This window comes from Nonomuraea ceibae (assembly GCF_019396325.1).
Lineage (GTDB): Bacteria > Actinomycetota > Actinomycetes > Streptosporangiales > Streptosporangiaceae > Nonomuraea > Nonomuraea ceibae.
This window is the reverse complement of record NZ_JAHKRO010000047.1, coordinates 1-23478: the sequence shown is the minus strand read 5'-3', so window position 1 is coordinate 23478 and position 23478 is coordinate 1. Positions and strand designations below refer to the sequence as shown.

27 protein-coding genes are annotated in these 23478 nt (G+C 70.0%); 10 read left to right on the top strand and 17 right to left on the bottom strand.

Annotated features, from left to right (window positions below):
* Complete coding sequence (locus KME80_RS26370) at nt 1-705, bottom strand: spheroidene monooxygenase (protein WP_246645820.1); 705 nt, start codon at nt 703-705, stop codon at nt 1-3.
* Between KME80_RS26370 and KME80_RS26365 the strand changes: the two genes are divergently transcribed.
* A complete protein-coding gene (locus KME80_RS26365; RefSeq protein WP_219508883.1) occupies nt 677-1273 on the top strand; it encodes a glycerol-3-phosphate acyltransferase in 597 nt (198 codons plus the stop codon). The two genes, KME80_RS26370 and KME80_RS26365, sit on opposite strands and share 29 nt — an antisense overlap.
* On the opposite strand, the gene KME80_RS26360 is transcribed toward KME80_RS26365, so the two are convergent.
* From KME80_RS26360 to KME80_RS26350, 3 genes are all read right to left on the bottom strand, one after another.
* On the bottom strand, nt 1224-2246 hold the full coding sequence (locus KME80_RS26360) for a glycosyltransferase family 2 protein (RefSeq protein ID WP_308125940.1): 1023 nt from the start codon (nt 2244-2246) through the stop codon (nt 1224-1226). The genes KME80_RS26365 and KME80_RS26360 overlap by 50 nt on opposite strands.
* A 122-nt stretch (nt 2247-2368) precedes the next feature.
* Nucleotides 2369-3823 (bottom strand): phytoene desaturase family protein, encoded by a 1455-nt coding sequence (locus tag KME80_RS26355; protein ID WP_246645819.1) that lies wholly within the window; start codon nt 3821-3823, stop codon nt 2369-2371.
* Nucleotides 3811-4557: a carotenoid biosynthesis protein gene (locus KME80_RS26350; RefSeq protein ID WP_308125939.1), complete on the bottom strand. Its 747-nt coding sequence runs from the start codon at nt 4555-4557 to the stop codon at nt 3811-3813. Before KME80_RS26350 ends, KME80_RS26355 begins: the two co-directional genes overlap by 13 nt.
* Nucleotides 4558-5221: 664 nt before the next feature.
* Between KME80_RS26350 and KME80_RS26345 the strand changes: the two genes are divergently transcribed.
* Nucleotides 5222-5785: a fasciclin domain-containing protein gene (locus KME80_RS26345; RefSeq protein WP_372455389.1), complete on the top strand. Its 564-nt coding sequence runs from the start codon at nt 5222-5224 to the stop codon at nt 5783-5785.
* Nucleotides 5786-5906: 121 nt separating this feature from the next.
* On the opposite strand, the gene KME80_RS26340 is transcribed toward KME80_RS26345, so the two are convergent.
* Both KME80_RS26340 and KME80_RS26335 read right to left on the bottom strand, forming a co-directional pair.
* Nucleotides 5907-6380: a TspO/MBR family protein gene (locus tag KME80_RS26340; protein ID WP_219508942.1), complete on the bottom strand. Its 474-nt coding sequence runs from the start codon at nt 6378-6380 to the stop codon at nt 5907-5909.
* A 17-nt stretch (nt 6381-6397) separates the two neighbouring features.
* Nucleotides 6398-7630 (bottom strand): NAD(P)/FAD-dependent oxidoreductase, encoded by a 1233-nt coding sequence (locus KME80_RS26335; RefSeq protein WP_219508940.1) that lies wholly within the window; start codon nt 7628-7630, stop codon nt 6398-6400.
* A gap of 767 nt (nt 7631-8397) precedes the next feature.
* Here KME80_RS26335 and KME80_RS26330 point away from each other — a divergent pair.
* Nucleotides 8398-9303 carry a universal stress protein gene (locus tag KME80_RS26330; protein ID WP_219508880.1) on the top strand — a complete coding sequence of 302 codons (906 nt, stop codon included), beginning with the start codon at nt 8398-8400 and terminating at the stop codon, nt 9301-9303.
* Between the two features lie 632 nt (nt 9304-9935).
* On the opposite strand, the gene KME80_RS26325 is transcribed toward KME80_RS26330, so the two are convergent.
* The 3 genes from KME80_RS26325 to KME80_RS26315 all read right to left on the bottom strand — a co-directional run bounded on the left by KME80_RS26325 (nt 9936) and on the right by KME80_RS26315 (nt 11662).
* On the bottom strand, nt 9936-10556 hold the full coding sequence (locus KME80_RS26325; protein ID WP_219508878.1) for a tyrosine-type recombinase/integrase: 621 nt from the start codon (nt 10554-10556) through the stop codon (nt 9936-9938).
* Nucleotides 10557-10774: 218 nt separating this feature from the next.
* Nucleotides 10775-11044: a site-specific integrase gene (locus tag KME80_RS26320; RefSeq protein WP_219508876.1), complete on the bottom strand. Its 270-nt coding sequence runs from the start codon at nt 11042-11044 to the stop codon at nt 10775-10777.
* Between the two features lie 123 nt (nt 11045-11167).
* Complete coding sequence (locus tag KME80_RS26315) at nt 11168-11662, bottom strand: MarR family winged helix-turn-helix transcriptional regulator (RefSeq protein ID WP_246645818.1); 495 nt, start codon at nt 11660-11662, stop codon at nt 11168-11170.
* 79 nt (nt 11663-11741) lie between these two features.
* On the opposite strand from KME80_RS26315, the gene wrbA reads away from it, so the two are divergent.
* The 3 genes from wrbA (at nt 11742) to KME80_RS53295 (ending at nt 14468) form a co-directional block, all read left to right on the top strand.
* Nucleotides 11742-12422, top strand: a complete 681-nt coding sequence (wrbA, locus tag KME80_RS26310; protein ID WP_219508874.1) for an NAD(P)H:quinone oxidoreductase — start codon at nt 11742-11744, stop codon at nt 12420-12422.
* 25 nt (nt 12423-12447) lie between these two features.
* The gene (locus KME80_RS26305; RefSeq protein ID WP_219508872.1) at nt 12448-13872 is read left to right on the top strand and encodes an MFS transporter; all 1425 of its coding nucleotides are present in this window, start codon (nt 12448-12450) and stop codon (nt 13870-13872) included.
* Between the two features lie 302 nt (nt 13873-14174).
* Nucleotides 14175-14468, top strand: coding sequence for an alpha/beta hydrolase fold domain-containing protein (locus tag KME80_RS53295; RefSeq protein ID WP_219508870.1), 294 nt, complete (start codon nt 14175-14177; stop codon nt 14466-14468).
* Nucleotides 14469-14511: 43 nt separating this feature from the next.
* Here the strand turns inward: KME80_RS53295 and KME80_RS26295 are convergent, their stop codons facing one another.
* The 5 genes from KME80_RS26295 to KME80_RS26275 all read right to left on the bottom strand — a co-directional run bounded on the left by KME80_RS26295 (nt 14512) and on the right by KME80_RS26275 (nt 18084).
* Complete coding sequence (locus tag KME80_RS26295; protein WP_219508869.1) at nt 14512-14850, bottom strand: helix-turn-helix transcriptional regulator; 339 nt, start codon at nt 14848-14850, stop codon at nt 14512-14514.
* A 25-nt stretch (nt 14851-14875) separates the two neighbouring features.
* The gene (locus tag KME80_RS26290) at nt 14876-15133 is read right to left on the bottom strand and encodes a hypothetical protein (protein ID WP_219508868.1); all 258 of its coding nucleotides are present in this window, start codon (nt 15131-15133) and stop codon (nt 14876-14878) included.
* A gap of 145 nt (nt 15134-15278) precedes the next feature.
* A complete protein-coding gene (locus KME80_RS26285) occupies nt 15279-16292 on the bottom strand; it encodes a hypothetical protein (RefSeq protein ID WP_219508867.1) in 1014 nt (337 codons plus the stop codon).
* Nucleotides 16293-16456: 164 nt separating this feature from the next.
* Nucleotides 16457-17515: a TerC family protein gene (locus KME80_RS26280; protein ID WP_246645816.1), complete on the bottom strand. Its 1059-nt coding sequence runs from the start codon at nt 17513-17515 to the stop codon at nt 16457-16459.
* 395 nt (nt 17516-17910) lie between these two features.
* Nucleotides 17911-18084: a transposase gene (locus KME80_RS26275; protein WP_219508866.1), complete on the bottom strand. Its 174-nt coding sequence runs from the start codon at nt 18082-18084 to the stop codon at nt 17911-17913.
* A 150-nt stretch (nt 18085-18234) separates the two neighbouring features.
* Between KME80_RS26275 and KME80_RS50690 the strand changes: the two genes are divergently transcribed.
* The gene (locus KME80_RS50690) at nt 18235-18429 is read left to right on the top strand and encodes a hypothetical protein (RefSeq protein ID WP_246645815.1); all 195 of its coding nucleotides are present in this window, start codon (nt 18235-18237) and stop codon (nt 18427-18429) included.
* A gap of 160 nt (nt 18430-18589) precedes the next feature.
* On the opposite strand, the gene KME80_RS26265 is transcribed toward KME80_RS50690, so the two are convergent.
* A complete protein-coding gene (locus tag KME80_RS26265; RefSeq protein ID WP_219508865.1) occupies nt 18590-18988 on the bottom strand; it encodes a Tn3 family transposase in 399 nt (132 codons plus the stop codon).
* A gap of 155 nt (nt 18989-19143) precedes the next feature.
* Nucleotides 19144-19659: a hypothetical protein gene (locus tag KME80_RS26260; RefSeq protein ID WP_219508864.1), complete on the bottom strand. Its 516-nt coding sequence runs from the start codon at nt 19657-19659 to the stop codon at nt 19144-19146.
* 140 nt (nt 19660-19799) lie between these two features.
* On the opposite strand from KME80_RS26260, the gene KME80_RS26255 reads away from it, so the two are divergent.
* A complete protein-coding gene (locus KME80_RS26255; protein WP_219508863.1) occupies nt 19800-20246 on the top strand; it encodes a hypothetical protein in 447 nt (148 codons plus the stop codon).
* Nucleotides 20247-20677: 431 nt separating this feature from the next.
* Here the strand turns inward: KME80_RS26255 and KME80_RS26250 are convergent, their stop codons facing one another.
* Nucleotides 20678-21517, bottom strand: a complete 840-nt coding sequence (locus KME80_RS26250; protein ID WP_219508862.1) for a universal stress protein — start codon at nt 21515-21517, stop codon at nt 20678-20680.
* Nucleotides 21518-21724: 207 nt separating this feature from the next.
* On the opposite strand from KME80_RS26250, the gene KME80_RS26245 reads away from it, so the two are divergent.
* Both KME80_RS26245 and KME80_RS26240 read left to right on the top strand, forming a co-directional pair.
* Nucleotides 21725-22624 (top strand): GerMN domain-containing protein, encoded by a 900-nt coding sequence (locus tag KME80_RS26245; RefSeq protein WP_219508861.1) that lies wholly within the window; start codon nt 21725-21727, stop codon nt 22622-22624.
* A 106-nt stretch (nt 22625-22730) separates the two neighbouring features.
* Nucleotides 22731-23162, top strand: a complete 432-nt coding sequence (locus tag KME80_RS26240) for a pyridoxamine 5'-phosphate oxidase family protein (protein WP_219508860.1) — start codon at nt 22731-22733, stop codon at nt 23160-23162.
* The last annotated feature ends 316 nt before the right edge of the window (nt 23163-23478 follow it).

Sequence of the window (23478 nt, the reverse complement as noted above, 5' to 3'; positions counted from 1 at the left end):
TCAGCGCAGCGGGTCGACACCGTCCCAGGCGCCCTCGCTGCGGTATGGGACGAATCGGGCGAACAGCTCCTCGGCGTACCAGTCGTGCGCCCGTACGCGCTCGATGACCCGCCGGTGCGCCTCGCCGCGGTAGGCGAAGGCGCGCACCGCCTCGCGATCGCGCCACAGCGAGAACGTCGCCTGCCGGGCGAGCGGCCACTCGCCCATGCCGACCGAGGCCAGGCAGCCGTCCTGCCGCCGGAGCAGTTCGTCGACCGGCGGCACCGACCGGTAGAAGGCGACCAGGCGGCGTGGCCGGATGGACGCCCTGGTGAGCACCGCGACCGACCCCTCTCCGTCGTGCCGGGCGATCGGCCCGGCGAGGGGCTCACGTCCCGACCAGGAGCCGTGCCAGCTCACCGGGATCAGCCGCACGTGCCAGCTCTCGGCCGCCTCCGTCCGCCAGCGGGCGGCGACCGGCGAGGCGCGCAGGAATGCCTCCAGATCGCTCTCGGCACGCCAGAACGCGAACAGCGCCCACCGGCGCAGGTCGGCGCCGAGCGACATGGCCCGGCCCCGGCCGGTGCCCAGCAGCCGCCAGAACAGCAGCCCGTCGGCGCTCCGCAGCAGCGGCCGGTCGAAGGCCATGTGCCGCATCGCGCGGGCGCTGTTGTACCGGACGAGGTGGAACGAGGCGATGGTTGAAGTTCTGGTGGCGGTCATCATCGGTTACCTGCTCGGCTCGGTGCCGGTCGCGGTCCTGGTGGCACGGCTGCATGGTGTCGATCCGCGCGACGTCGGCGACCGCAACCCCGGGTACTGGAACGTCAAGGAGCACCTGGGCGGGCGCGCGGCCGTACCGGTGTTCGCCGGCGACATGCTGAAGGGCACGCTGGCCGCCCTGGCGGGGCTGCTGGTGAGCGGCGCGCACACCACCGCGCTGGGCACCGTAGCAGGACCGAGCGTGGCGCCGGTGTACCTCGCCGTGGCGGCGGCCATGGTGGGGCACGCGTGGCCGGTCTTCGCCGGCTTCCGGGGCGGCCGCTCGGTCCTGACCTTCGCGGGCGGCATCGCGATCATCTGTCCACCGGCGTTCCTGCTGGCGGTGGCCGCCCTGGCGGCCACCGCCCTGGCGCTGCGTTCGTTCGCGGCGGGGACGCGCCTGGCGGTGTTCGGCGTGCCACTGCTGCAGTTGCTGTTCGCGCCCGCGGAGGTGGTGGCGGCCACGGGGGCGCTGATGTGCCTCATCGGGCTGCGCTTCGGTCAGGCAGCTCTCGCCGCGCGCCGTCGCTGACGTCCCAAGCGCGGCCTCCCGCCCTCGGATAGGTCCGGCCACGCCAGGTCCGTACGGGCCGCAGTGTGGCCTCGGTCAGCCGGAACGCGCACGCAGGGTCGAGCAGCGGCGACAGCAGCAGGCCGACGCCAGGCTCTCGATAGCTGCGGCGCAGCGCGCCCGTCACCAGCAGCCGCATCGCGAGCAGGGCCACGTCCACTCCGGTGGGCCGGCCGGCGGCCAGGCGGAGCACCGGCAGGGCTCCGGTCAGCCAGACGACGGCCAGGTCGGCCGCCTGCCATCCGGGCGCGGTCACGTCACGCAGCGGCAGCGAGCGGCCCCATTCCCGCCACAGCTCGCCTGCCGAGTCGTACATGTCGACCTCCAGCAGGGCGCAGGCGTCCAGAAAGCCCACCGTCCAGCCCTGTGCCGCCAGGCGCCGGGCCAGCGCCACGTCGTCCGTCATCCGGTCCCGGACCAGTGCGAACCCATCCGCTTCGGTCATCCGGTCCCTCCGGAAGGCCATGCACTGGCCGTTGGCGACCACCCGGTGCGGCGGCGGCGGGCTCGCCGGGCCGACGGGCCCGAACCGGTAGACCAGCGTCGTGAGCATGGCGGCGTGCAGCGCCTCTTCCAGCACGCCGTCGCAGGTGAACCGGGGCGCCGCGCTCACCAGATCGTACCGCTCCAGGGCCCCCGCCAGCGCGCCGAACAGACCCGGGTCGGGACGGGCGTCGGCGTCCAGCGTGACCACGACCTCGCCGGCCGCCGCCGCCACCCCCTGGCGCAGCGCCCACTGCTTGCCCACCCAGCCGGGGGGCAACGGCCCGGCGGTGACCACCTCGGCCCCCAGCTCGGCCGCCACTTCGGCGGTGCCGTCGCGGGACCCGTCGTCGACGACGATCACCTCGCTGACGGCCGGAGCCGCGAGGACCGCGCGCAGGCACGGGCCGATCCTGGCGGCCTCGTCGCGGGCGGGGATTACCACGGACACGGTCACACCGGCGCCATCCTGGCCGGGCGGCGACGGCCGGAGCGGCGGCTGCCGGCGCCGGCCTCGCGCCAGCCTGCCGGCCACGACGGCGGCCGCGACCAGTTGGGCGGCGGTGAGCGGCCTCATCCCGCCCCGCCGGCCGGGCCCAAGGTGGGAAAATCCCGCGCCACCAGCCCGGCCACGATGCGCGCGCCCAGGGTGACCATCGGCAGGCCACCGCCGGGATGCGCGGAGCCGCCGACCAGGTACAGGCCGCGGCGCGGGCCCCGGTTGCCGGGACGCAGGAACGGCGCGAGCCTGCCCCGGCAGGCGCTGCCGTAGATGGCGCCGCCCCAGGCGCCATAGCGGTCCCGCAGGTCGGCCGGGGTGAACACGTCGGCGAACCGCAACCGGCCCGCCAGGTCATGGCCCCGCTCCGCCAGTCGCTCCAGCACCAGATCGCGGTACGCCGGCGCCCCGATGGGCCATCGGCCTGGATCACGGGCGGGCACGTTGACGAGCATCGTCCAGTTCTCCGCCCCTTCCGGGGCCTGGGAGGCGTCGTCCACGGCCGAGCATCCGAGGTAGACGGTCGGATCGCGGGGCGGGCTCCCGCGGTCGAAGATGTCGGCGAACTCGCGTTCGTAGTCGGCCGAGAACAGCACCGAGTGATGCGGCAGCCCCGGGGTGCGCCCCTCGACCCCGGCCAGGATGAGCAGCGCCGACGACGAGCGCCCGAGCCGCGCGATCCTGCGCAGCCGTCGGCGGTCCGGCAGCAGGCTGCCGTACAGCGCGGCGGCGTCGGTGTTGGCCACCACGACGTCGGCCCAGACACGCCCGCCGCTCGCCAGCCGCACCCCCGTGACGCGCGACCCGTTCGCCTCGACGGCGGCGACCGGCTCGGCCAGGAAGACCTGCACCCCTGCGGCCTTCAGCAACAGCGCCAGGTCGTCGGCGAGCCGGGCCAGGCCGCCGGGCGCGTACCAGACCCCCTGCCCATGCTCCAGCGCCGGGACGCACCCCAGCGCGGCGGGCGCGCGGTACGGGCTCGACCCGGCGTAGGTGGCGTAACGGCCGACGTACTGCCGCAGCCGGGGGTCGCGGAAGTAGCGCCGGGCCAGCCCGTGCAGCGTGCGCGCGGGGCTGACCGCGAGCAGGTCCGAGAGCCGGGCCGCCTCTGGCCGCCGGATGAGCGGCCCGGCGAACACGGTCCGGTGCGCCGCGTCCAGGCACCGCCGGGCCCAGGCGTGGAAGGCGCGCCAGGGCTGCCCCTCCCCCGGGGCCAGCCGCTCCACCTCGGCCGCCATCCGGTCAGGATCCCGGCGGGCGTCCAGCACCGTCCCGTCGGCGAAGCGGTAGCGGCACAGCGGCTCCGGCTCGACCAGCTCGCGCTCCACCCCCAGCTCACGGAACAGCTCCGGCATGGTCAGGAGCGAGGGCCCGAGGGAGAAGGCGAACCCGTCCCGGCGATGCTCGGCCAGCTTGCCGCCCAGGCGCGGCAGCTGCTCGTACAGCCGGACCTCGTGCCCCTGCCGGGCGAGCAGCAGCGCGCACGCCATGCCGCCCACGCCGCCGCCGATGACCGTCACCTCCGCCATGACCGCCTCCAGGCCGGCGCGGCGAACGCGCCCATCGTGAGCCCCCCGGCCACCGCCACCAGCAGGTCGGGCGGCTCGAACACCGCCGCGAACGCGACCGTCTCCATGACCGCCATGACCGTGTACAGCACGAGAAGCCCGCGTCGGTGTGTGCTGCCGCCGCACACGCGCCCGACAACCAGCATGACCAGCGCCGACACCAGCAGCCAGCCCGCGAAGTTGCTCAGTGGGACACCTCGGTAGAAGCCGTCCTGCGCCCACGTCCACAGCCCCAGCCGGACCATCTGCGGATCGAGGAACAGGTCCCACGCCGTCAGCGCGCCCGCGCCGGCGCACACCCGCGCCCACCCGCCGCCCGGCGCGACGGCGCCCGCCACCGCGTACGCCGCCAGCCCCATGCCGCCCCAGGCCAGCGCCACCGCCACGGGAACACCGCCCACCTGCGGCCACAGCACGGCGCTGTAGCTGTACGCGCCGAACGGGAACCCTGTCTGCAGCCCGACCACCTCGGCCGCGTATCCGGTCAGCGCCGCCGCGCCGAACGCGGCGGCCGCCCTGCGCGCCCCCCACGCTTCCGCGGCGAAGGCCACGGCACACGCGGCCAGCAGCCCCACGATCGGCCCGGTGAACCGCTCGGGCCTGGCATCCAGCCCCGAGGCCACCTGCACGCCCGCCATCGCCAGCAGGAACACCACGCCCAGCGCGCGTGCCGGCCTCAGCGCGGCACGCGTCACCCGTTCATGTGATGTCTGTCGCACACCGTGTCCTGGTGTCTGTTCCAGACCGTGTCCTCCGGAGCGGCCGCGCACATGGATCCCCGTGCCCGGCCGCGCGCCAAGTGATCACCATGACGGTGCGAGCATCAGGACAAGGATCGCTCCCGGCGCCGGCCCGCGGCGGCCACGTTGACCGGCATCCGGCCGAAGATCAGGCCGTGTAAGGGCGAGATCGCCTACCGGTGGAGGTGGCCGAGGAACCTGTGCGGGTGAATGATCGCCCGCTGGGTGGAGACCGTCCGGCCGCATGGATGCTGGTCCTGCTCCTGGTGCGTGCTGTCACGGGCGGCGCCTCCGCCGGCCCCGGTGGCGAACCGGCTGCGGCGATCCAGGAACGAGGCACCAACCGATCGCGGCAAGGCCATGAAAGGCACGAGTCGCCGGTCGACCGCAGATCAGGCCACGCACAGGTGGCGCGCCGGGGACACCGCGAGCAGCGCCTCACCGGACTCACCATCACAAATATGCCGTTCGCGCCATTTATCCCATTTTGGGCCGTATGTGACTCCTACATGTCGATGCTCGCTTGAGACTGAAGACGAGAGACCCACGGTCCGGAACCGGACCACTTCACGCCGAGCGGGTTCTCCGCCGGTGACTCCGAGGAACTGCAGAAGGGACCATCGTGAAACACCTGCTGATCGCGGCGGCCTTGACGCTGACCGCCACCATGGCCGGCGCCAATGGCGCATCCGCCGCCTCTCCCACGCCGTCACCTGCCCCAGAAGGCAGTCCGTTCGGCCCAGCGTGCGCCGCCATCGAAGGCAGCCTCGCCGGCATCGCCGACCAGCCGGTGGCCACCGCCGCCACCCAGGTGCCCGAGCTTTCCACCCTTGCGGACGCGGTCAAGCGGGCCGGCCTGGTGGAGAAGCTGAACTCCGCCGAGGACATCACCGTGTTCGCGCCCACCAACGAGGCGTTCGAGGCAGTTCCGAAAGAGACGCTGGACCAACTCCTGGCCGACAAGGAGCAGCTCACCAACGTCCTGACCTACCACGTGGTCGAGGGCAAGAAGGCCGCCGCGGACCTGGCGGACGGCACACTCACCACGATGTCCGGCGGTGCGCTGACTGTGAAGGGCTCGGGTGAGGACATCACGGTCAACGACGCGAAGGTGGTCTGTGGCGACGTGCCGACGAGCAACGCCACCGTTCACATCATCGACGAAGTCCTGATGCCCGAGTAGCGCAACGGTTCGTGCCGGAGGGCGTGGTCACCTCCATCGCGCCCTCCGGCGCCCGAGACGTGTTGCAAAGCATCGAAGGGGTGACCGGCAGGCCCGGCCTGCAGCTCGTTGGCAGGCCGGATCAGTTGAGCTGCCAGATGGCCGCATTGAGCGCGGCCGCGAAGCTCACCCACAGCAGGTACGGCATCAGCAGGAGGGCCGCGCTACGGCGCAGGCGCCAGAACGCCACGACGTTCACAATGATCGCGAGCCACAACAGCACGATGCCGCCGAAAGCCAGCCCGTATTGTCCAGCGGCGAAGAACAACGGCGTCCAGGCGGCGTTCAGCACCAACTGCACGGCATAGACGCCAAGCGCAGGCGTCCACCCGCGCACCCTCCACACCATCCAGCCGGCGACGGCGATCATGCCGTAGAGCAGGGTCCAGACCGGGCCGAACAGCCACGCCGGTGGCGCCCACCCAGGCTTGGCCAGCGCGAGGTAGTCGCTGCTCGCGTTCGCCGAAGCCAGCGACCCGACAGTCGCCACGAGTGCGACCGCGACGACGAACAACGGTAGTGCGGCGAAGCGACGGATTGCAGGGCTCGCGAGCATGTGGCTCACTTCCTCTCTCAGGGGCATAGGTCGGTCAGTGCCGCCTGGGCGGCGCGCCTGCCGGAGACGAGCGCTCCCTGGATGGAACTGGTGTCACGATGATCGCCACAGACATAGCGACCGCTCGCGAGCCGTACAGGGCGGCGCAGTGACAGAGGCGGCAGCATCGCGGGCAGAGCGTCCCTGATCGCGTAGGTCGCCAGGTGGCGCCACCCTCGCGTGTCGCCGTAGATCTCTTCCAGGCGGGCTCGGAGCTGCGGTTCGTGGTCATCACCGACGACGCCGAGGACGGAGGTGGAAATGAGCGCCCGGCCGTCGGCGGCATACTCAGGAGCGGCGTCCGTGAGCACCAACGTGTCAGCAAGGTGGCCTTCGGCGTCGATGATCTGGGTGGCCTCGCCGAGGGGCGATCGAGGTGCCGCGTGATAGAAGGTGGTGACCGACCGCATCGCAGGAGCCCGCACCTCGGGAAGCAGGTCTGCGGCTGAGCGCGGATCCGTGGCGACGATCACCGCAGCGGCCGCCATCTCATGTCCGTCCCGCAGGAGGACGCCGTCGTCGGTTATCGCTTCGACCGGCCTCCCCAGGTGCAGGGCGCCGCTCGGCAGGCGAGTGGCGAGCTGTATCGGTATCTGGCCCATGCCCAGAGCGGGCAACCCGATGGTGCCGCGTGCGAAGGACCGCCATACCAGGTGGAAGAACGTGCTGGAGGTCTCCAGCTTCCGTTCCAGAAGGACCCCCGACAGGAACGGCCTCAGCAGCTGATCGATCATCGCCTCGGAGATGCCCCAGTGTCGCAGCTCCGACCGGGTCGACCGCTCACGACCGCCGCGCAGCAAGGCGGCAGGTGCCGCCATGTCGCGGAACGTCATCGCACCCAGTGCGGCCCAGTCCTTCAGTGAGCCGACGCCGGACAGAGGGCCGCTGAGCGCGTGGCGGGGATGCTTCCACGGGAGCATCACCCGGTGCAGACCGCCAGCGCCGAAGATGAGCATGCCGGAACTGAATGACCGGAGCCGGAGCGCCTTGATGTCCAGTACACGCCCGGCCTCGGGATATCCGGTATTGAAGACCTGGAATCCACGATCCAGGCGATAGCCGTCCACCAGATCGGTGCGCATGCGGCCTCCGACCCCATCGGCGGACTCCAGGACCCGGACGTGCACGCCGGCCTGGTGCAAGCGCAGGGCGCACGCCAGGCCGGCGATTCCCGCGCCGACGATGATCGCTGTCGGCCTCGCTGCGCCCACAGCGCTCAGGCCGCCGTTCGTGACACCGGGGAGGGCAGCCACATGCCCGGACGGTCACAGGCTGCCCCGCTGAGCCATCCGCGGGGCCTCACGAACGAGACTTTGGTGGCCTGCTCCTGCCTGGAGGCCGCGCTGTACGTCAGGACGCAGTCGCGGCCGCAGGCACGCCCTACGTCGTGAATGTCGGCTCTCATCATTCGCTCCTGTCTTCTTCGTACTGCCATGCCCGTGGACACGCCTCGCAGTCTCCTTTCAGCGCAGGCTGCCTCCCATGCCTCCTGTCGTTCACTGGCGCAGTCCGTGTGCCGGAATGAGCCGCTGAGTAACCAGTGGCTGCTGGCGCGGGTGGCGTGCAGGTCCTCGCCCAGTTGGTCGCCTACATGCCCACCCGCCATGAACCGGATGTTCCACACAGCGCCGATCCCGATAGCGGCTGCTAGATCATGTGAGAGTGGCGCCATAGGCCGGCTCGCGCAGGGTCGCCACGGCACTTGCCTGGGCACTGCAGTGGGCCGGGCCCCGGCCTGGACGATCTGCCTGGACAGAGAGCCGCGAACATCGGCGACCAGAACGCCGCAGACCGTCTCCTGCCCCAGTGACGGTCACCTCCGCCCGGGACGTGACAGCCCGCCATCCTCATGGTCAGCGGGCGTGCTCAGGGCAAGCAGGTTTAGGCCAAGACTTTCATGTCCCGAGGGCCTCATCTCGTCAGCCAGGGGAACGGCTCATGCGGCAGGCCAGAGAATCCCTCTTTCCAGGAGGCAGTAGTGAGCGATGCACATGCCGGTCGGCCCATCCTGGTCGGCTACGACGAGTCGCCCGAGAGCCACTACGCGCTGCGCTGGGCAGTCGAAGAGGCTCGACTGCGGAAGCTCCCCGTACTCGTCTGCCATGCCGTGCACTGGCCCTACGCCCTCAAACCCGCTGTGCAGGAAGTGCTCGCCCAGATGGAGCAGGTCGCTCGCGGCGTCGTAGAAGAGGGTCTCCGCCGGGTCCGCGACTTGGCTCCGGAGATGGATGTCCAGCCGTTGCTGGGCAGGGGCACGCCCTCGGCGGTGCTCGTGGAGGCGGGACGCGAAGCGGAGCTCACAGTGCTCGGGTCTCGCGGTCAAGGAGGATTCGACGGCCTGCAGGTGGGGTCCGCCGCCGTACAGGTGCCCGCGCACAGCAGCAGGCCGGTCGTCGTCGTACGGCCGCCCCTCCTACCGCCGAGCAGCCAGGGTGCCCGTATCCTGGTCGGCCTCGACGGTTCGTCCGCCAGTCTGGCGGCTTTTGACTTCGCTCTGGACGAGGCCGCGCTTCGCGGCGGCACGTTGAGGGCCATGTGCTGCTGGGGAGACTGCGGATCATCGTCCTGGCACGAGCCACTTCCGTTCGTGGATTCACACGCTCTACGCAGGGGTGCGGAAGCCCGATTCCGCGAAGTCGCACTTCAGCGGGCCGGCAGGTATCCGGAGGTATCCGTGACGACCGAGTTCGTGACCGAGCGTCCGGAGCGCGCGCTGATCGAGGCGGCCAGAGATTCGACGCTTCTCGTGCTCGGCAACCGGGGAAACGAGTCGCCCGCCTGCCTTCTGCTGGGACCGGTCACCCAGGCGGCGCTGCTCGGTTCATGGTGCCCGGTCGCAGTGACCCCCGCCGCTCAGCCAAAACCGCGGATCCCGCCGGAATGATGTGACCCAGCTGCGCCATCGCGAAGGCGCGCGGCAAGCCGGCGTACCGAAGCGGTGCTCCTCGACCGCGCCTACGCCCATGGCAATTCCGCGAATGCGGATCTGCCCGCTGATGGCCTGCCGTGGCACCGAACACCAGCTTCGGCCTGGGCGAACAACGCTGGGTCGGTGAGCAGACCCTCGTCCTGCTGCCTCTGCATCGCAAGCTCACCACGTCGCACCACGACGTCTGCGGTGAGATCACGGGCGATGACGAGCCGAGGTTCGGTTACGGCCAAGGACGGCGGCCGCTGTGGAACGAGCGTGATCGCGATGCTGAGCGAATCCGGGACGCACTGCGTGCTGCGGGGCTGATGGAGTTCAGCGATGGCCGATCCAGCCACGGCGGTCAAGCGGTTGATCAACACTTTGAGACTGGCCCTAGCCGGCGCAGGTGGTGGCCGCCTGCACCGACTCCAGGAAGCGCTCGGCTGCGGACGGCGAGCTGGGCGGACACTGCCCGGCGAGAGCCGGTGTGACAGATAATGCAGCTTCTGTGTCACAGGGCCGTGTCGCCGGACCGGGGCATTGATCGACGAAGCGCTCGATACCCGGTCACACGTGCGGCGATTGCATCGTCACATTATGTGCTGTCAGGGTGGTGGAGCGGTCACCAGGCTGGAGAGGGACGGGGCCGCGATTCGTGGGGCGGCACCTGGTCCCGCGAGGCTGCGGCTGGGCGGGGGCCGCCATGCAGATAGGGATGCCAGCAGGAAACGTGTCATGAGCCCCAAACGGCATTGATCTTGCAAGTCACCGATCCAGGACCGCCGAGGCGGTAAAGATTTGAGATCAGGATGCCGTCTGATCTCGGCGTCGGCGACCTTGTCGTCCAGCAACGCGTAGAGCTGGGTGGTTTCGGTGGAGGCGTGGCCCAGGTGGCGGCGCACGGCCTCGATGGAGACATCGGCGTTGATGAGTTCGGTGGCGTGGGTGTGGCACAGTTGGTGGATGTCGATCTCGATCCTGGCCTGCGTGCAGTAGGTCTGCCAGCGGGGGTGGGCGGCGTCGTAGGACAGCGGCCCGCCGCAGCCGTTGGTGGAGGCGCGGCACAGCGGCCCGGCGGTGTAGCCGGCGCGGGCGAGGTAGAGCTTGAGCAGGGTGACGTAGCCTCGGTCGTCGAGAAGGACGGTTCGGATGCTGCCGCCCTTCCGTGGATGCGGACGTGTTCGTCGTCCAGGCGCAGGTCGAGGTCTTCGACGTACAGGCCGCACACCTCCGAGGCGCGGGCGCCGCACACGTAGGCGGTCTCGAACAGCACCCGATCCCGCAGCCGGTCCAGCGGTGTCTGTTGGCGCGGTCGCCGTGAGCAGATCACCGCGAGCACCTTGGTCACGTCGGCCGCGCCGGCCGGGCGGGGCAGGCTCTTGGGCACCTTGACGGTGTCGATCCGGTCCATCAGGTTGGCCTGCAGGAGGTCGTGGCGGACGGCCTACTTGGTGAAGGAGGCGACGGCGGCCCGCTTGCGCTTGCGGCTGGCCGGCGACAGCTCGGCGAGCTCGGCCAGCAGCGCCCGGACCGGCGCGGCGGTCAGCTCGGCGAGGTCCTCGCCGTGGTGGGCAGCGAAGGCGATCCGGTCGCCGCGGTAGGCCCGCCGGGTGTGCGCCGACTTCCCGGTGTTGGCCAGGTCGGTGAGGAAGTCGTCGAGGTGCCGGGCGAGCGGGTGGGCGCGGCCGAGCTGCTTGGCGATGACCGGATCCATCGTGCCGGCCTCCATCATCCGCGAAGTTGCCGGATAGCCGGGACACGAAACCTGCCTGCGGGCGACGGCCGCCCAGGTCGCGCTATACCGGTGATCGCCGTCTTGCCAGATGACAACGGTTATCTAGGAAGCCTTGCTGGGTGAGCGCACGGCGCTAGACCGTGCCGGCGCCGCCTGGGTGGTGGGGCGCCTGGTGTCCACGTTGTCGGTCAAGGTTTTGAGGATGCCGGGGAGTTCTGCCACCGTTTCGGCGGGCAGGCCGCCCACGGTCTCCTCCGCCAGAGCGCACCAAAGCTGCTTGACCTGGTCGGCCAGAGCTTTGCCGCTGTCGGTGAGTTCGACGATGCTGGCGCGCTTGTCAGAGGGGGCAGGTGTGCGGCGGATGTGGCCGCCGGCTTCGAGCTTGCGGGTCATGAGCGTGACGCTGGGCGGCTCGCAACCGAGCGCCTCGCTGAGCTGTGCCTGGATCATCGGGCCGGTCCGGTCGAGCTCGAGCAGGAGCGCCTCCTGACCGGTGTGCAGGCCGAGCGGGGCCAGCAGCGATGCGGCCCTGGCTCGGTGGCGCAGGCTCAACAGGCGGATGGCCTGGTTGAGGGCGTCGGCGTGCTCGAAGTCCATGGGCTCCTCCTTGACACATTGATTATGCACATAACTATTATGCACGTAACCAATCTTACTCGACAATGAGGAGCCGGGCATGACCGTGAAGGTCGCCGTCATCTACTACAGCGCGACAGGCAGCGTGCACGCGCTCGCGCAGGCCGTCGCCGAGGGCGCCGCCTCGGCCGGGGCCGAGGTGCGGCTGCGGCGGGTCGCCGAGCTGGCTCCCGACAGCGCGATTGACCAGAACCCGCTGTGGCGGCAGCACGCCGACGCCGCCGGGTCAACCCCTGAGGCCTCGATCGATGACCTGGCGTGGGCCGATGCATTCGCGTTCGGGACGCCGACGCGGTTCGGCGCTCCTGCCGCGCAGCTCAAGCAGTTCATCGACCAGGCCGGCGGGTTGTGGCACGAAGGCGGATTGGCCGACAAGCCGGTCACGGCCTTCACCTCGGCATTCAACCGGCACGGCGGCAGCGAGGCCACAATCTTGTCGCTGGGCAACGTCTTCTACCACTGGGGGGCGCTGATCGTTCCGCCCGGATTCACCGATCCGGCCGTGTACGCCGCCGGTGGCAACCCCTATGGCACCTCGCATGTGACCGGCCCAACTGGAGACGGCCCGGACGCCGCGGTGCTGGAAGCGGCCAGATACCAGGGGCAGCGGTTGGCCCGGATCACCATCCGGCTGCTGGGAAGCGGGCGCGTCACTGATGCCGCCGCGGGCAAGGGAAACGCCCGCGAAGCCCTGGCCGCTACGGCCTCCCGGACCGCGTGAGCGGCGGGTTGGCCAGGAGTAAGTCATGACAACCAACATCGAGACGCAGCGGGCCAGGCCGCACACCGGGCCCTCCTGGTTGGTCCTGGCGTTGGCGTGTGCCTGCCAGTTCATGGTGATCCTGGATTCGTCCATCGTGAACGTGGCCCTGCCCTCGGTCCGCGAGGACCTTGGCTTTACACCCACTGGCCTGGCCTGGGTGGTGAACGGCTACCTGCTCACCTTCGCCGGCTTGATGCTGCTGGGTGGCCGCGCCGCCGACCTGTACGGCCCGCGCCGGATGCTGGCCGCGGGGCTGTTGTTGTTCTCCGCCTCGAGCCTGGTCGGCGGCCTGGCAACCGCTCCGGAGGTCCTGGTGGCGGCCCGCCTCGCGCAGGGCGTCGGAGCCGCCATGATGGCCCCGGCGACGCTGGCCGTGATCAACACCAGCTTCACCGAGCCGAACACACGTGCCAAGGCATTCGGCGCATGGTCCGCCGCAGGCGGTGTGGGCGGGCTGGCCGGCGCGATCGCGGGCGGCGCCATCACCACCGGCCTGTCGTGGCGGTGGGTCTTCCTCATCAACGTGCCCATCGGCGCGATGCTGATCGTCGCGGCGATAATGTCGCTGGCCGGTACGCGAAGCAGCCGGCGAGAGTCGCTCGACTTCACGGGCGCGGTCACCGGGACGGCGGGGCTGGCCGCGCTGATCTACGGGGTCATGCAGAGCGCCGATCACGGCTGGTCGTCCGGGCTGGTCATCGGGCCGGTTGTGGCGGGCCTGCTCCTGCTCGTCGTCTTCACCGCGGTGGAGGCGCGCCTCGCCACCCAGCCGATAGTGCCGCTGCGGCTGTTCAAGATCCGGGGGGTGGCGGTCGGTAACGGCATGCTGCTGCTGTTCGGCGGAGTCACCATCGCGATGTGGTACTTCACGTCGCTCTTCCTGCAGAACGTCCTCGGCTACAGCGCGCTTCAAGCCGGGCTCGGGCAGACACCCGCGGCGGTGATGTTCATGGTGATCGCGCGGTGGGCCGCCGTCTTGCTGCCACGCACCGGCGTGCGGCCTCTGTTGCTGTCCGGCAGCGCTGGTTTCCTGGCCGGATTCGGCTGGCTCTCCCTGGCTCATGCCGGCAGCGGCTATGGCACCAGCGTGCTCGGGCCTACGCTGCTCATCGCGGTCGGCATCGGGCTGACCTTCCCCACTCTCATGGCCGTGGCGACCGCTGACGCTCCCGAGGGCGATGCGGGGATCATCGGAGGCCTGGCCCAAACCGCCAGCCAGGCGGGCGGGTCGATCGGCCTGGCGGTGCTCGCGACGGCTGCCGGCGCCAGAGCTGCGTCGGAGGCCGGCGCGGGCTCCCCGGCCGCAGCCCTCGCCGCCGGATATGGCCTGGTCTTCCTCATGGCGGCCGGGCTCGGCCTGGCCATCGCGGTGGTCAGCTTGCTCCTGCCGCGGCACCGGCGCGGCTGACCGCCGCCGACGCCGCGTGCTCACTCGCCGCACCCCTGTGTCCGCGTACGACCTCACGTGGCGGTGCATGTGAACCGTCCTGGATTCAGTTCCAACTTCTATTGGAGGATGGAGCCATGCCAGGTCAGTTCCCGCCGGAGTTTCGGCAGCGCGCGTTGCGGCTGCTGGCGAGGGCCGGGAGAACCACGAGTCGGAGCACGAGGCGATCAAGGCAGTAGCGTCGAGGCCGGAAATCCGGATGAAACGAGAACGTACGCTAAGCCCGTTCGCCCAGGCCGTGGCGGGTTCACAGGCGGGGTCCGTTGCAAGGCACAGCAGGGTGCATCCTGGCGGGTGGGTCCGCCGGGGGCACATTGCTGCTGTCGGCGGAGCTCGTGCTCAAGCAGGCAGGCGATCCCTCCATGGGGGCGGTGGCCATTTCCCCACAGACCGACCTCACCCTCTCCAGCCCGTCCATCGATGCAGACGACGGCCAGGACTTCGTTGACCGGGCTGCGCTCGACCACGTCCGCACCCCAGATCTGGCCTGGGCGCAGCGGACCGAGCACCTCAGTCTCCCCTCCCACGGCGAGCTTGACGGGCGGTGCCCTGCGTGAGCTCGTTTCTTACCGGCACCCCAGATATGCCGCAGTGGACGGATTACTGGTGTGCATCCGCCGTCGGTGCGGTCAGCGTTTCGGGCCTGGCCTTGGGCGTGGGCGCTTCGGTGGCGTGGAAGACCGCGAGGATCTCCCCGATCTGGTGATCGCGTTCCAGCGGATGGCGTAGCGGCAGGGACGGGTTGAGCTGGTAGCGGTTGCGCCGCCCCTCGCGGATAGCGGTCAGGTATCCGGCGGCGACCAGGTCGGCCAGGATGCGTTGCGCGGCCCGTTCGGTGATGCCGACCCGGGTGGCCACGTCGCGGATGCGCACCCCGGGGTCGCGTGCGATGCACAGCAGAACGTGGGCGTGGTTGGTCAGGAACGTCCAGTCCGGCATGTCTTTCAGGCTAGAAGCACGACTGTCATATCGCGAAACAGAAGACATGATATGCACGACCGGCGTGCTCAGCGGCGGGTGACCAGGGCGACGCCTTGATGGCCGGCCAGGGCTTGCGGGGTGGCGAAGGCGATCCAGCCGCCCCCGGCCAGACGAGTTCGATGAGCTCGTCCATGGCGTCCTCGATGACGTCGCGGTGGTCGATGTCGGCGGCCGGGGTGAGGGTGTCGCCGTCGTCGGACAGCCGGGCGGGGTAATGGAGCGAGTCGTCGACGGCGAGCATCTCGGGCCTCCTGTTGCGAGCGGCCCACTGGCGGCCGGCATTCCGGACGCGACGCGGCCGGCCGCGGTGCGCTGCTGGAACAGGGCAAGCGCTTCATCTTGGCGGCGGTGCAGGTAGGCACCGAGCACCGTGCGGATGTGGGCGGTCAGCTCGGCCGGCCGGGGGCGGCCAGGTTGCCGGTGACGATGCCGGCCAGCCGCTGACAGTTGGCCGACAGCCGTTTGAATGCTGCGGTGGTGCGCTCGTCGCCGACGAGCACCAGCGGAGCGGGGTGCAGGCGCAGGTCGGCGCCGAGGGCGGCGTCGACCTGACGGAAAAGTCGCTGGCGGAAGACTCCCGGCTGGGCCGGTCGGCGCGGCCGCGGCCGCGTGTGGGGGTGCGGCCCGCTGACATCGGGAAGGCCGAGGTGGCGGCGGGCAGTAGGGTGTCGGCAGCGTCTCCAGCAGCCGGGCTGCCCGGGGTTGAGGGCCAGCACTAGGTGGCGTGGGGTGCGGTGCAGCGCGCGGATCAGGTCGCGGGTGGCAAATGTCGGATCGCCGACGGCGCGGTCGCGTACACCGATCGGCAGCCGGATCAACGCCTGGCTGCCGGCGCTGGCATACACGGCCGGCCCATGGCGAGTGGGGCCGTGCCGGGCTTGGCCGAGCAGGGTGTGCAGGCGGCCGATCGCCGGGGTGGCCGCGGCGGACTGCGGTTCGCCGCGCAGCCGCTCCACCGCTTCGGCGGTCAGCGCGTCCAGCCCGAGCGCGTCGGCGCCGGTGAGCTCGGCGACCGGGGTGGTGCTCAGCAGCAGGGAGATCGCGGGATACTCGCGGACCTGTTGCAGGCCGGCGTAGCGGTCGACCAAGCGCCGGATCGTGGCCAGCGGCAGGGCCGGGGCCAGCGTGGGGGTCGGGCCGGCACGAGTGGGCACAGCCACGATGGTGCGTAGCCAAGCAACCCCGGACGCGGTCAGGATCGGAGTGAGTCGGTCGATCACGGCCAGGCTGTCGGCATCCTGGCGGCGGGCCCGTACCTGGTGCAGGAGCGGGTTGATGCTGAAGCCGGTACTGGTAACCACGGTGACGGCGATCAGCAGGCTGCCCGTGCCGGCCGCCCAGGTGGCGGCGGTGCGGGCCACGGCCAGGTCGGCGGGGCCGCCGGTGAGAACGGCCAGCACCGGTCCGGTGCCCGGCAGGCGGTCGGTGATCTGATGGCAGTACGCGCCGGCAGGGGCACGGGGCCCGCAGTGGGCTGGGCGGTGGCGGGTGGGTTGCGCATGGTGGTGTTGTTCCTTCCTGTCCCCGCGGCGCTCGCGCCCGGGGGCGTTGCGTGGGCGGAGGTTCACGACGGGTCGTTGACGACGGTGCTGCGGTCGGCGGCTGCTGCGTTGCCCGCACCGGCTTGCCGCCCGTTCGTGCCGGAGGTCGCAGGCGGATGTGTGGCGGCGGTGCCGCCGCTGCCGTTTCCGCCACTGCCGGTTGCGGCGGTGGCGCGGGTGGCCAGCAGGCTCCAGCCGATGGAGACGCCAATGGTGACGGCGATCACGCCGAGCGTGATGGGGATGGGCAGCTTCCCGATCGGGGTCCCCGAGGCGATCAGCTTGACGCCGGCGAAGGCCAGCAGCAGCGCCAGGCCGTAGTGCAGGTGCACGAACCGGCGCAGCAGCCCGGCCAGGCAGAAGTACAGGCTGCGCAGCCCGAGGATCGCAAACGCGTTGGCGGTCCAGACGATGAAGGTGCTGGTCGTGATCGCCAGGATCGCGGCGACCGAGTCGATGGCGAAGATCAGGTCGGTCGCCTCCACCGCGATCAGCACCACGAACAGCAGCGTGGCCACCCACCTGCCGTCGATGCGGGCGAAGAAGCGGGCGCCGTGGTAGCGGGGGTCGGTCGGCACCACGCGGCGCATCAGGCGGACCACCGGGTTACGGTCGGGCGGGGGCTGCTGGTTGTGCCGGAAGGCCATCTTGTAGCCGGTGTAGATGAGGAACGCGCCGAACAGGTAGGCGGTCCAGAAGAACGTCTCCAGCAGCTCGGCGCCGACGAAGATGAACACCAGCCGGAAGACCAGCGCGCCGATGACGCCCCAGAACAGCACCTTGTGCTGCAGCGCGGCGGGCACGGCGAAGGCGGTGAAGATCAGCGCGAAGACGAACACGTTGTCGATCGACAATGCCTTTTCGATCAGGTAGCCGGCGAAGTAGGTGCCGGCCACCTGCCCGCCCTGCCAGACCCACAAGATCGCGCCGAAGGCCAGGCCGGCCGTGACCCACACGCCCGACCAAATGGCCGCCTCACGAAAGCCGATGACGTGATTGTCGCGATGCAGCAGCAGGTCGATGGCCAACATGATGGCCACCGCCAGCAGCACCGCGGCCCAGGCCCACCAGGTGACAGACAACGGAGCAGACCTCCTCGACCAGGCCGCCGCGCGCTGCGCGGCGGCGCTCTGTGGCCGACGGTCTCCCCGGGGCCACCGGCTAAGGCGGTGGCTGCCCCGCCGGGGCCCGGATGGCTGGGCCCGTACTGACGGCGGTGCGGTAACGAGTCGGGTACTCCCCCTCGAACTATGCTCTATTATTCACGACACAAATTTCGTGTGTCAAGTGTCGGGTATCTCATCCGAGACCCCGCCGCTCGACGGCAGGGAACTGCAGCGCCGAAGCTGCGCCGCCCTGAAGTGGCAAGCCGCCTCACCTAAGATCACGGGCGCCCCCGTGCTCAGGTCGAGCACCCGGCCCCCCGGCAAGGGCGGTCACGTCCTGCAGTCGACCACAAGCGGCGATCACTTGGGGATCAGCTGGTCTCCTGCATCGCCTGCGGACGGCAGCGGCCACCGTCCAGCTCGGCCGGCTCCGCCTCCACATCCACGGTGATGACCCCGAAGAAGTTGACGTTCTCGCTGTGCGCCGGGGAGATGTGGGCCAGCAGCTTTGGCACGTCCCGGCCGGTGGCGCGCAACTGCCTCACGGCCAGCGAGTACTACTCTGCCGTCCAGGTGATGACGGCGTTGTCAACACGGTCAGACACCACACCTGATCGGCCAGGGCCGGCTAGATGACGGCACCCTGCTGGGCGTAATGCAGGCCCCGGCGCAGCGCGTGCAGGGTGCGGCGCAGCATGTCCCACACCTTCAGCGCGGCCGCCAGGGTGTTCTGCCGGGAGGCGACCGATCACTTGCCCACCACCAGCGAGGCGGTGGCCTGCCCGCATTTCAGCGACCCGGCCATGCGCAGCAGATCCGGCCAGCATTCGGTGATGAGGTCTTCGTTCCAGCTCGCGCTCGAAGCGGCCCTGCATGCGGGTAGCGCTTGACCGTCTCCGTGGGCGTCTCGTCCCGGATCTACGCGATCTTGCCCAGGTCGCGGGTGCGGGGGACAGCAGCTTGCCCACCAGCTCGAACAGACCGCAGTTGGTGAGCATCACGCCATTCGTATCGCTCAGGTGCTCGAACGGCGGAGGTCGGTGGCGTTGCTCAGAAAGTCGTCCAGCACGAAATGCGCCTCGCGGGCTTCGGTGCGATGTCTTGGTGCCGAAGGTGGAGTGCTGGTCGGACACGTGCGTGCAGGATGACAGCACCTGGCCGCCGTGGACGGTCATGTCCAGCGCGGTCATGCTCTTGCCGCCTCCCACCGGTGGTAGTTGACGACGACCTGTTGACCATGTTGGCCTCGCGCAGCGTCTCGGCCCGCACGTACCACTCCTGCGTCCAGCGCAGCACGTCATACGGGATGCCGCAAGCCTCCGCCATCCTGGACAACCCCAGATTCGTGGCGTTGGCGATGAGCACGCTGAGGATATTGCGCTTGAGATCGGCCGGGCGGGCCTGCTTGCGGCCGCCGGCATGGGTGAAGCAGTCCACAAATGCGCGCACACGTTCAACTCGATCAGCAGCGAGGCGATCGGCGCGAACGGCAGCATCCCGGCCAGCTCCCCCTCAGCTCCGTGGCCTCGCCCGGCACGTCCTCGGCCGACAGCGGCGGGATCACCAGCTTGTCGTCCTCATCGAGCCGGACCATGCCGGTGTCGTCAGGCAACGCCTGGGCCAGCACCTGTGGGCCAGTGCGGCGAGCAGTTCGTCCTCGCCCTGTTCGATCGCCTCGGCGGCATCGCCGGGCTTGCCGACCAACCTGCAGAAATCGGCACGCCGCGGCGCCCACTGCTCGGGCGTGTACAGGTAGGCGGCCGGATCAGCGTAGCGGCGCGAGCCGGCACAAACACATCCCCCGAGCGCAGCCCGTCGCGCAGCGCCAGCACCACGCGCAACTCCCAATAGTGGCGGTAGGCGGTCTCATCACCGTCTTTGCGCGCCTTGGCCAGGTACTCGGCGTAGCGGGCCGGCACGAAAGCGGTGGGCGCGCCCTCGGGCACCTTGCGGCCGCCGCTCTGGTTCACCCGCTTCAAGATGGCCACCACCTCCATCAACTCCGCGGCGCCGGTGCCGCCCACGGGTCCCTCGCCACCGGGCCCCTCGCCGCCTCGATTCTTCACCACTCGCACCAGCCGCTGGAACCGGCTCATCGGCAGCCCGGTGTACGTCTCCACCCACAACGGATCAGCCGGTAACACCCCGTCCGTACACGAAGAATGCCCGCTCAGCTACTCTGCAACAATCTTCAGGGCGACTGCGCGGCGACTAGGCTTCCACCTCCCGGGTGCTGACAGACATAGAAGGAGCGCGACGCATGTTCCTGCCCATCCCGTTGTCGTCGCCCCTCCGAGACAACCCCGCGAGGTTGCGTCAACGGGTGCACGCCTTCGCCACGATCGAGGGGCTGTGTCCTTGCCGGGCTGCCGATCTTGTGCTCGCCGTCCACGAGGCAGCCCTCCTCCTCATCAATACCGCACGCCCGGACGCCACACTCAGCCTGTGGGCCGACCAGGCATGCGTAAGCCTCCACCTCTACGACCCGACGAACGCGATCACCGATGACCGGATCACCGCCAGTCTCAGCCCACACTCCGGCCTGACCGGCAGTGACGCATCCCTGGCTGTCGTCCTGTTCCTGTGTGACCTCATCGCCTTTGACTGGGACACCGGAGCATCCCGCGTGCATCTGCGTCTGCGCCCCGCCGACCACCCCGCATTCGCCAACCGCCCGCCCACATCCCCGGCGTGTGTCCACCGGTAGCCCGTTGCGTCAGCTCGATCCGCCCACCAACGCACGCATTGCGTAGTTGTTCAGTCACTGTAGATAATGGCGGCGGCGGGCCACACGCTGTGAGGGGGAGCCCGCTGGACTGCCCGACCCATGCCCAGCGGCCACCGGTCCGGGGCGGGCAGTCACCCTCGACCGCCCGCCCGTGTGACGGTTGCGGGCTCAGAGCCCGCGCTGCGTGATGACGCTCCCCCACAAATCCAACTACCCTCCGCAACAGTCCTTAGAGCAGGATCATTCAAGAGGGTTTCGTCCACGGTTTGGTCACCACACTGCGTGCCGTTGGACCGTCGCACTCTCCGTAGCCGGCACCGGCGAGGGCTCCCCCAGACATCGACGGCGGCAGAGCTGGAAGGCATGACACCAGCTCTTGGGCCGCGGCTCGCAGCCCTCAGACCGGCCGTTCATCGCGCGGTCCGCACCACGGCCAGCGGGCAAGGAGCCCGGTGAAGCAGCTCGTGGCTGACCGAGCCCAGGATCATGCCGGCGAACGTGCTGTGCCCGTGCGAGCCCACCACCAGCAATTCGGCACCGCTCGCGACCTGCCGCAAGAGCTCGGCGGGATGGCCGTGCACGACCTCTTCGACAATCCGGACGTCCGGGTATCGATCGCGAAGGGCGGCGATCGTCTTCTTCAGGACGAGCAGATCGTCGCCGCCGTCCTCTTGCTCCACCAGGCCGAAGGCGCCCGGATTGGGATACGCCCTGACGTGCACGGCCCGCAGCCGTGCTCCAAGCAGCCGCGCCTCGGCGGCGGCGAATTCCAGCACCCTCGACGACGCCGGCGAACCGTCGACCCCGGCAACGACCTCCGCACCGGGCGGCGAGGAAGGCTCGCGAACCACCACGACGTCGCACGGTGCGTGCCCGGCCACGCCGTAGGCGACCGAGCCGACCAGCATCCCGCGCACGCCCCCGAGTCCGTGGCTGCCGACGACCAGCAGCTCGGCGTCCTTCGCCGCCGCGATCAGGGCAACGCGCGCATCATCCGGGAGGAACGTCGTCCTCACCTCGATCTCCGGCTGCTCCCGGCGTGCCCGCTCCTCGGCCGCGGCCAGGACGCTTCTGCCGCCTTCGCACATCCAGCGAGCCACCTCGGCATAGCGGCCGGTCGTGGTCTCGTACGCCCACCGCGGCATGGCGTGAGCCGCGGTGAGTGGCACTCCGCGCAGCGCCGCCTCTCGCGCGGCCCAACCGACGGCTACAAGTCCGGCCTGCGAGCCGTCCACCCCAACCAGGATCATGGTTACTCCCTTGTGTCCTTTCAAGGACACTCCTGAGATCGCCGCAGACCAAGCGCCAAATGGCCCTATACGGAAGGACCTTCGTCCCGGACTGCCCTCAGCAGTCCGTCCCATCAGCCAATAGGCATGGAGATTGAGGACGTTCGCCGCTGTTGTCCGGCGGTGGTGGAGAGCACTCTGAGATCAGGAGCACTCACAGGAGAAGAGATGATCGACATGCTCCCGATCCGTCCCCTCGTCGCCACCGCGATGGTGGCCACGTCCACCGGCCTGCTCGCCGTACCGGCGCAGGCCATCACCCAGCACGCCGGCGCCCCCACCCTGATCGGCATCCGAGCCGCGCACCATGACGGCCTCGACCGGCTGGTCTTCGAGTTCCGCGGCGGCGTGCCCGCCAGGCGCGACGTCCGCTACGTGCCCAAGCTGATCGCCGACGGCTCCGGCCGACACGTGCCCGCAGTTGGCGACGCGCTGCTGCAGATCCGCTTCGGCCACGCCGACGGCCACGACCGCCACGGCCATGTCACCTACGGGCCGACCCGCAGGACCTACGCACTGCCCGGCATCATCCAGGTCGTCAACACCGGCGACTTCGAGGCGACGCTCACGTTCGGCGCCGCGCTGGCCAAGCGCACGCCCTACCGGGTCTACACACTCAGGTGGCCCAGCCGCGTCGTCGTCGACATCGCCACGCCGTACCGGACCGTGCCGGTACGCGACTACTTCCTCAACACCGCCAACTACAACACCGGACGCAGGCCGTACACGACAGCCGTGCAGCGGCCGGCCATCCCACCGGCGACCGCATACGGCGCCCTTCAGCGTCTGTTCGCCGGCCCCACCCAGGCTGAGAAGGCGCGCGGGTTGCGCTTCGTCGATTCCAAGGCCATCGGCTTCAGCAAGCTCACCATCAAGAACGGGACCGCCCGGGTGCACCTCACCGGCCACATCACCAGTGGAGGATCGACGTTCACCATCGCCGATCAGATCAAGCCCACGCTCAAGCAGTTCCCGTCGATCAAGTGGGTGAAGATCTACGACGCCCGCGGGCACACTCAGCAGCCCTACGGGCCGTCCGACTCCATTCCCCGATCTCTGGAGCCGTGACCACGCTGATGTCATCCTCGGCCAGAACCTCCCGCTGGGGCGATCACCAGCAATGTCGGGGCTTTTGTCCCTACCTGTGCTGGGCCCGAGCGGGAAGGCTGGGAGCATGGAACTCGACTCATCCGGCCTGCAGGTGCTCTCCCACGCTGAGTGCCTGCGTCTGCTCGCGTCCACGCCGATCGGCCGGATCGTATTCACTGACCGGGCTTTGCCGGCCGTGCAGCCTGTCACCTTCCTTCTTCACGGTGAGAGCATCGTGATCCGCACGGGGTCCGGCTCCAAGCTCGCCGCAGCCACCCGCAACGCGGTGGTCGCCTTCGAGGCGGACGAGTTCGACGCCGAGGCGCGCACCGGCTGGTCGGTGACCGTCGTGGGGCACGCCCGGGCGGTCACCGACCCCGGCGAGATCGCCCAGCTTGCAGCGCTTCCGCTGACACCCTGGGCGCCTGGCAACAGGGACCACTACATCGTGGTCGAAGCCGAGCAGCTCTCCGGCCGGCGTATCTCCGCGTCGCCGCACCGCCTCACGCAGAGGTGACTCCCATACGTCGGTGGTCACGATCATCAAGGCTCTCGTACACACGACAAGCCTGGAAGGCACGAAGCTGCCTTCCAGGCTTGTCTCGTCGGACCGTCAGGCCCACGTCCAATCGCGGATTTCGGCGGCGTCCTCACCGTGTTCGCGGGTGTGGGCGCGGGCCCGCAGCCGCTCGTCGGACATCCGCTGGGGGAGTGTAAGAACAACGGTGTAACTCCTGATCATGGAGGACACCCGTGATGAGTACTGTGATCCAGGCATCGACGGAGATCGACCTGGAGGACGCCGGCGTGGCGGGCAAGCCCAAGCAGAGCAA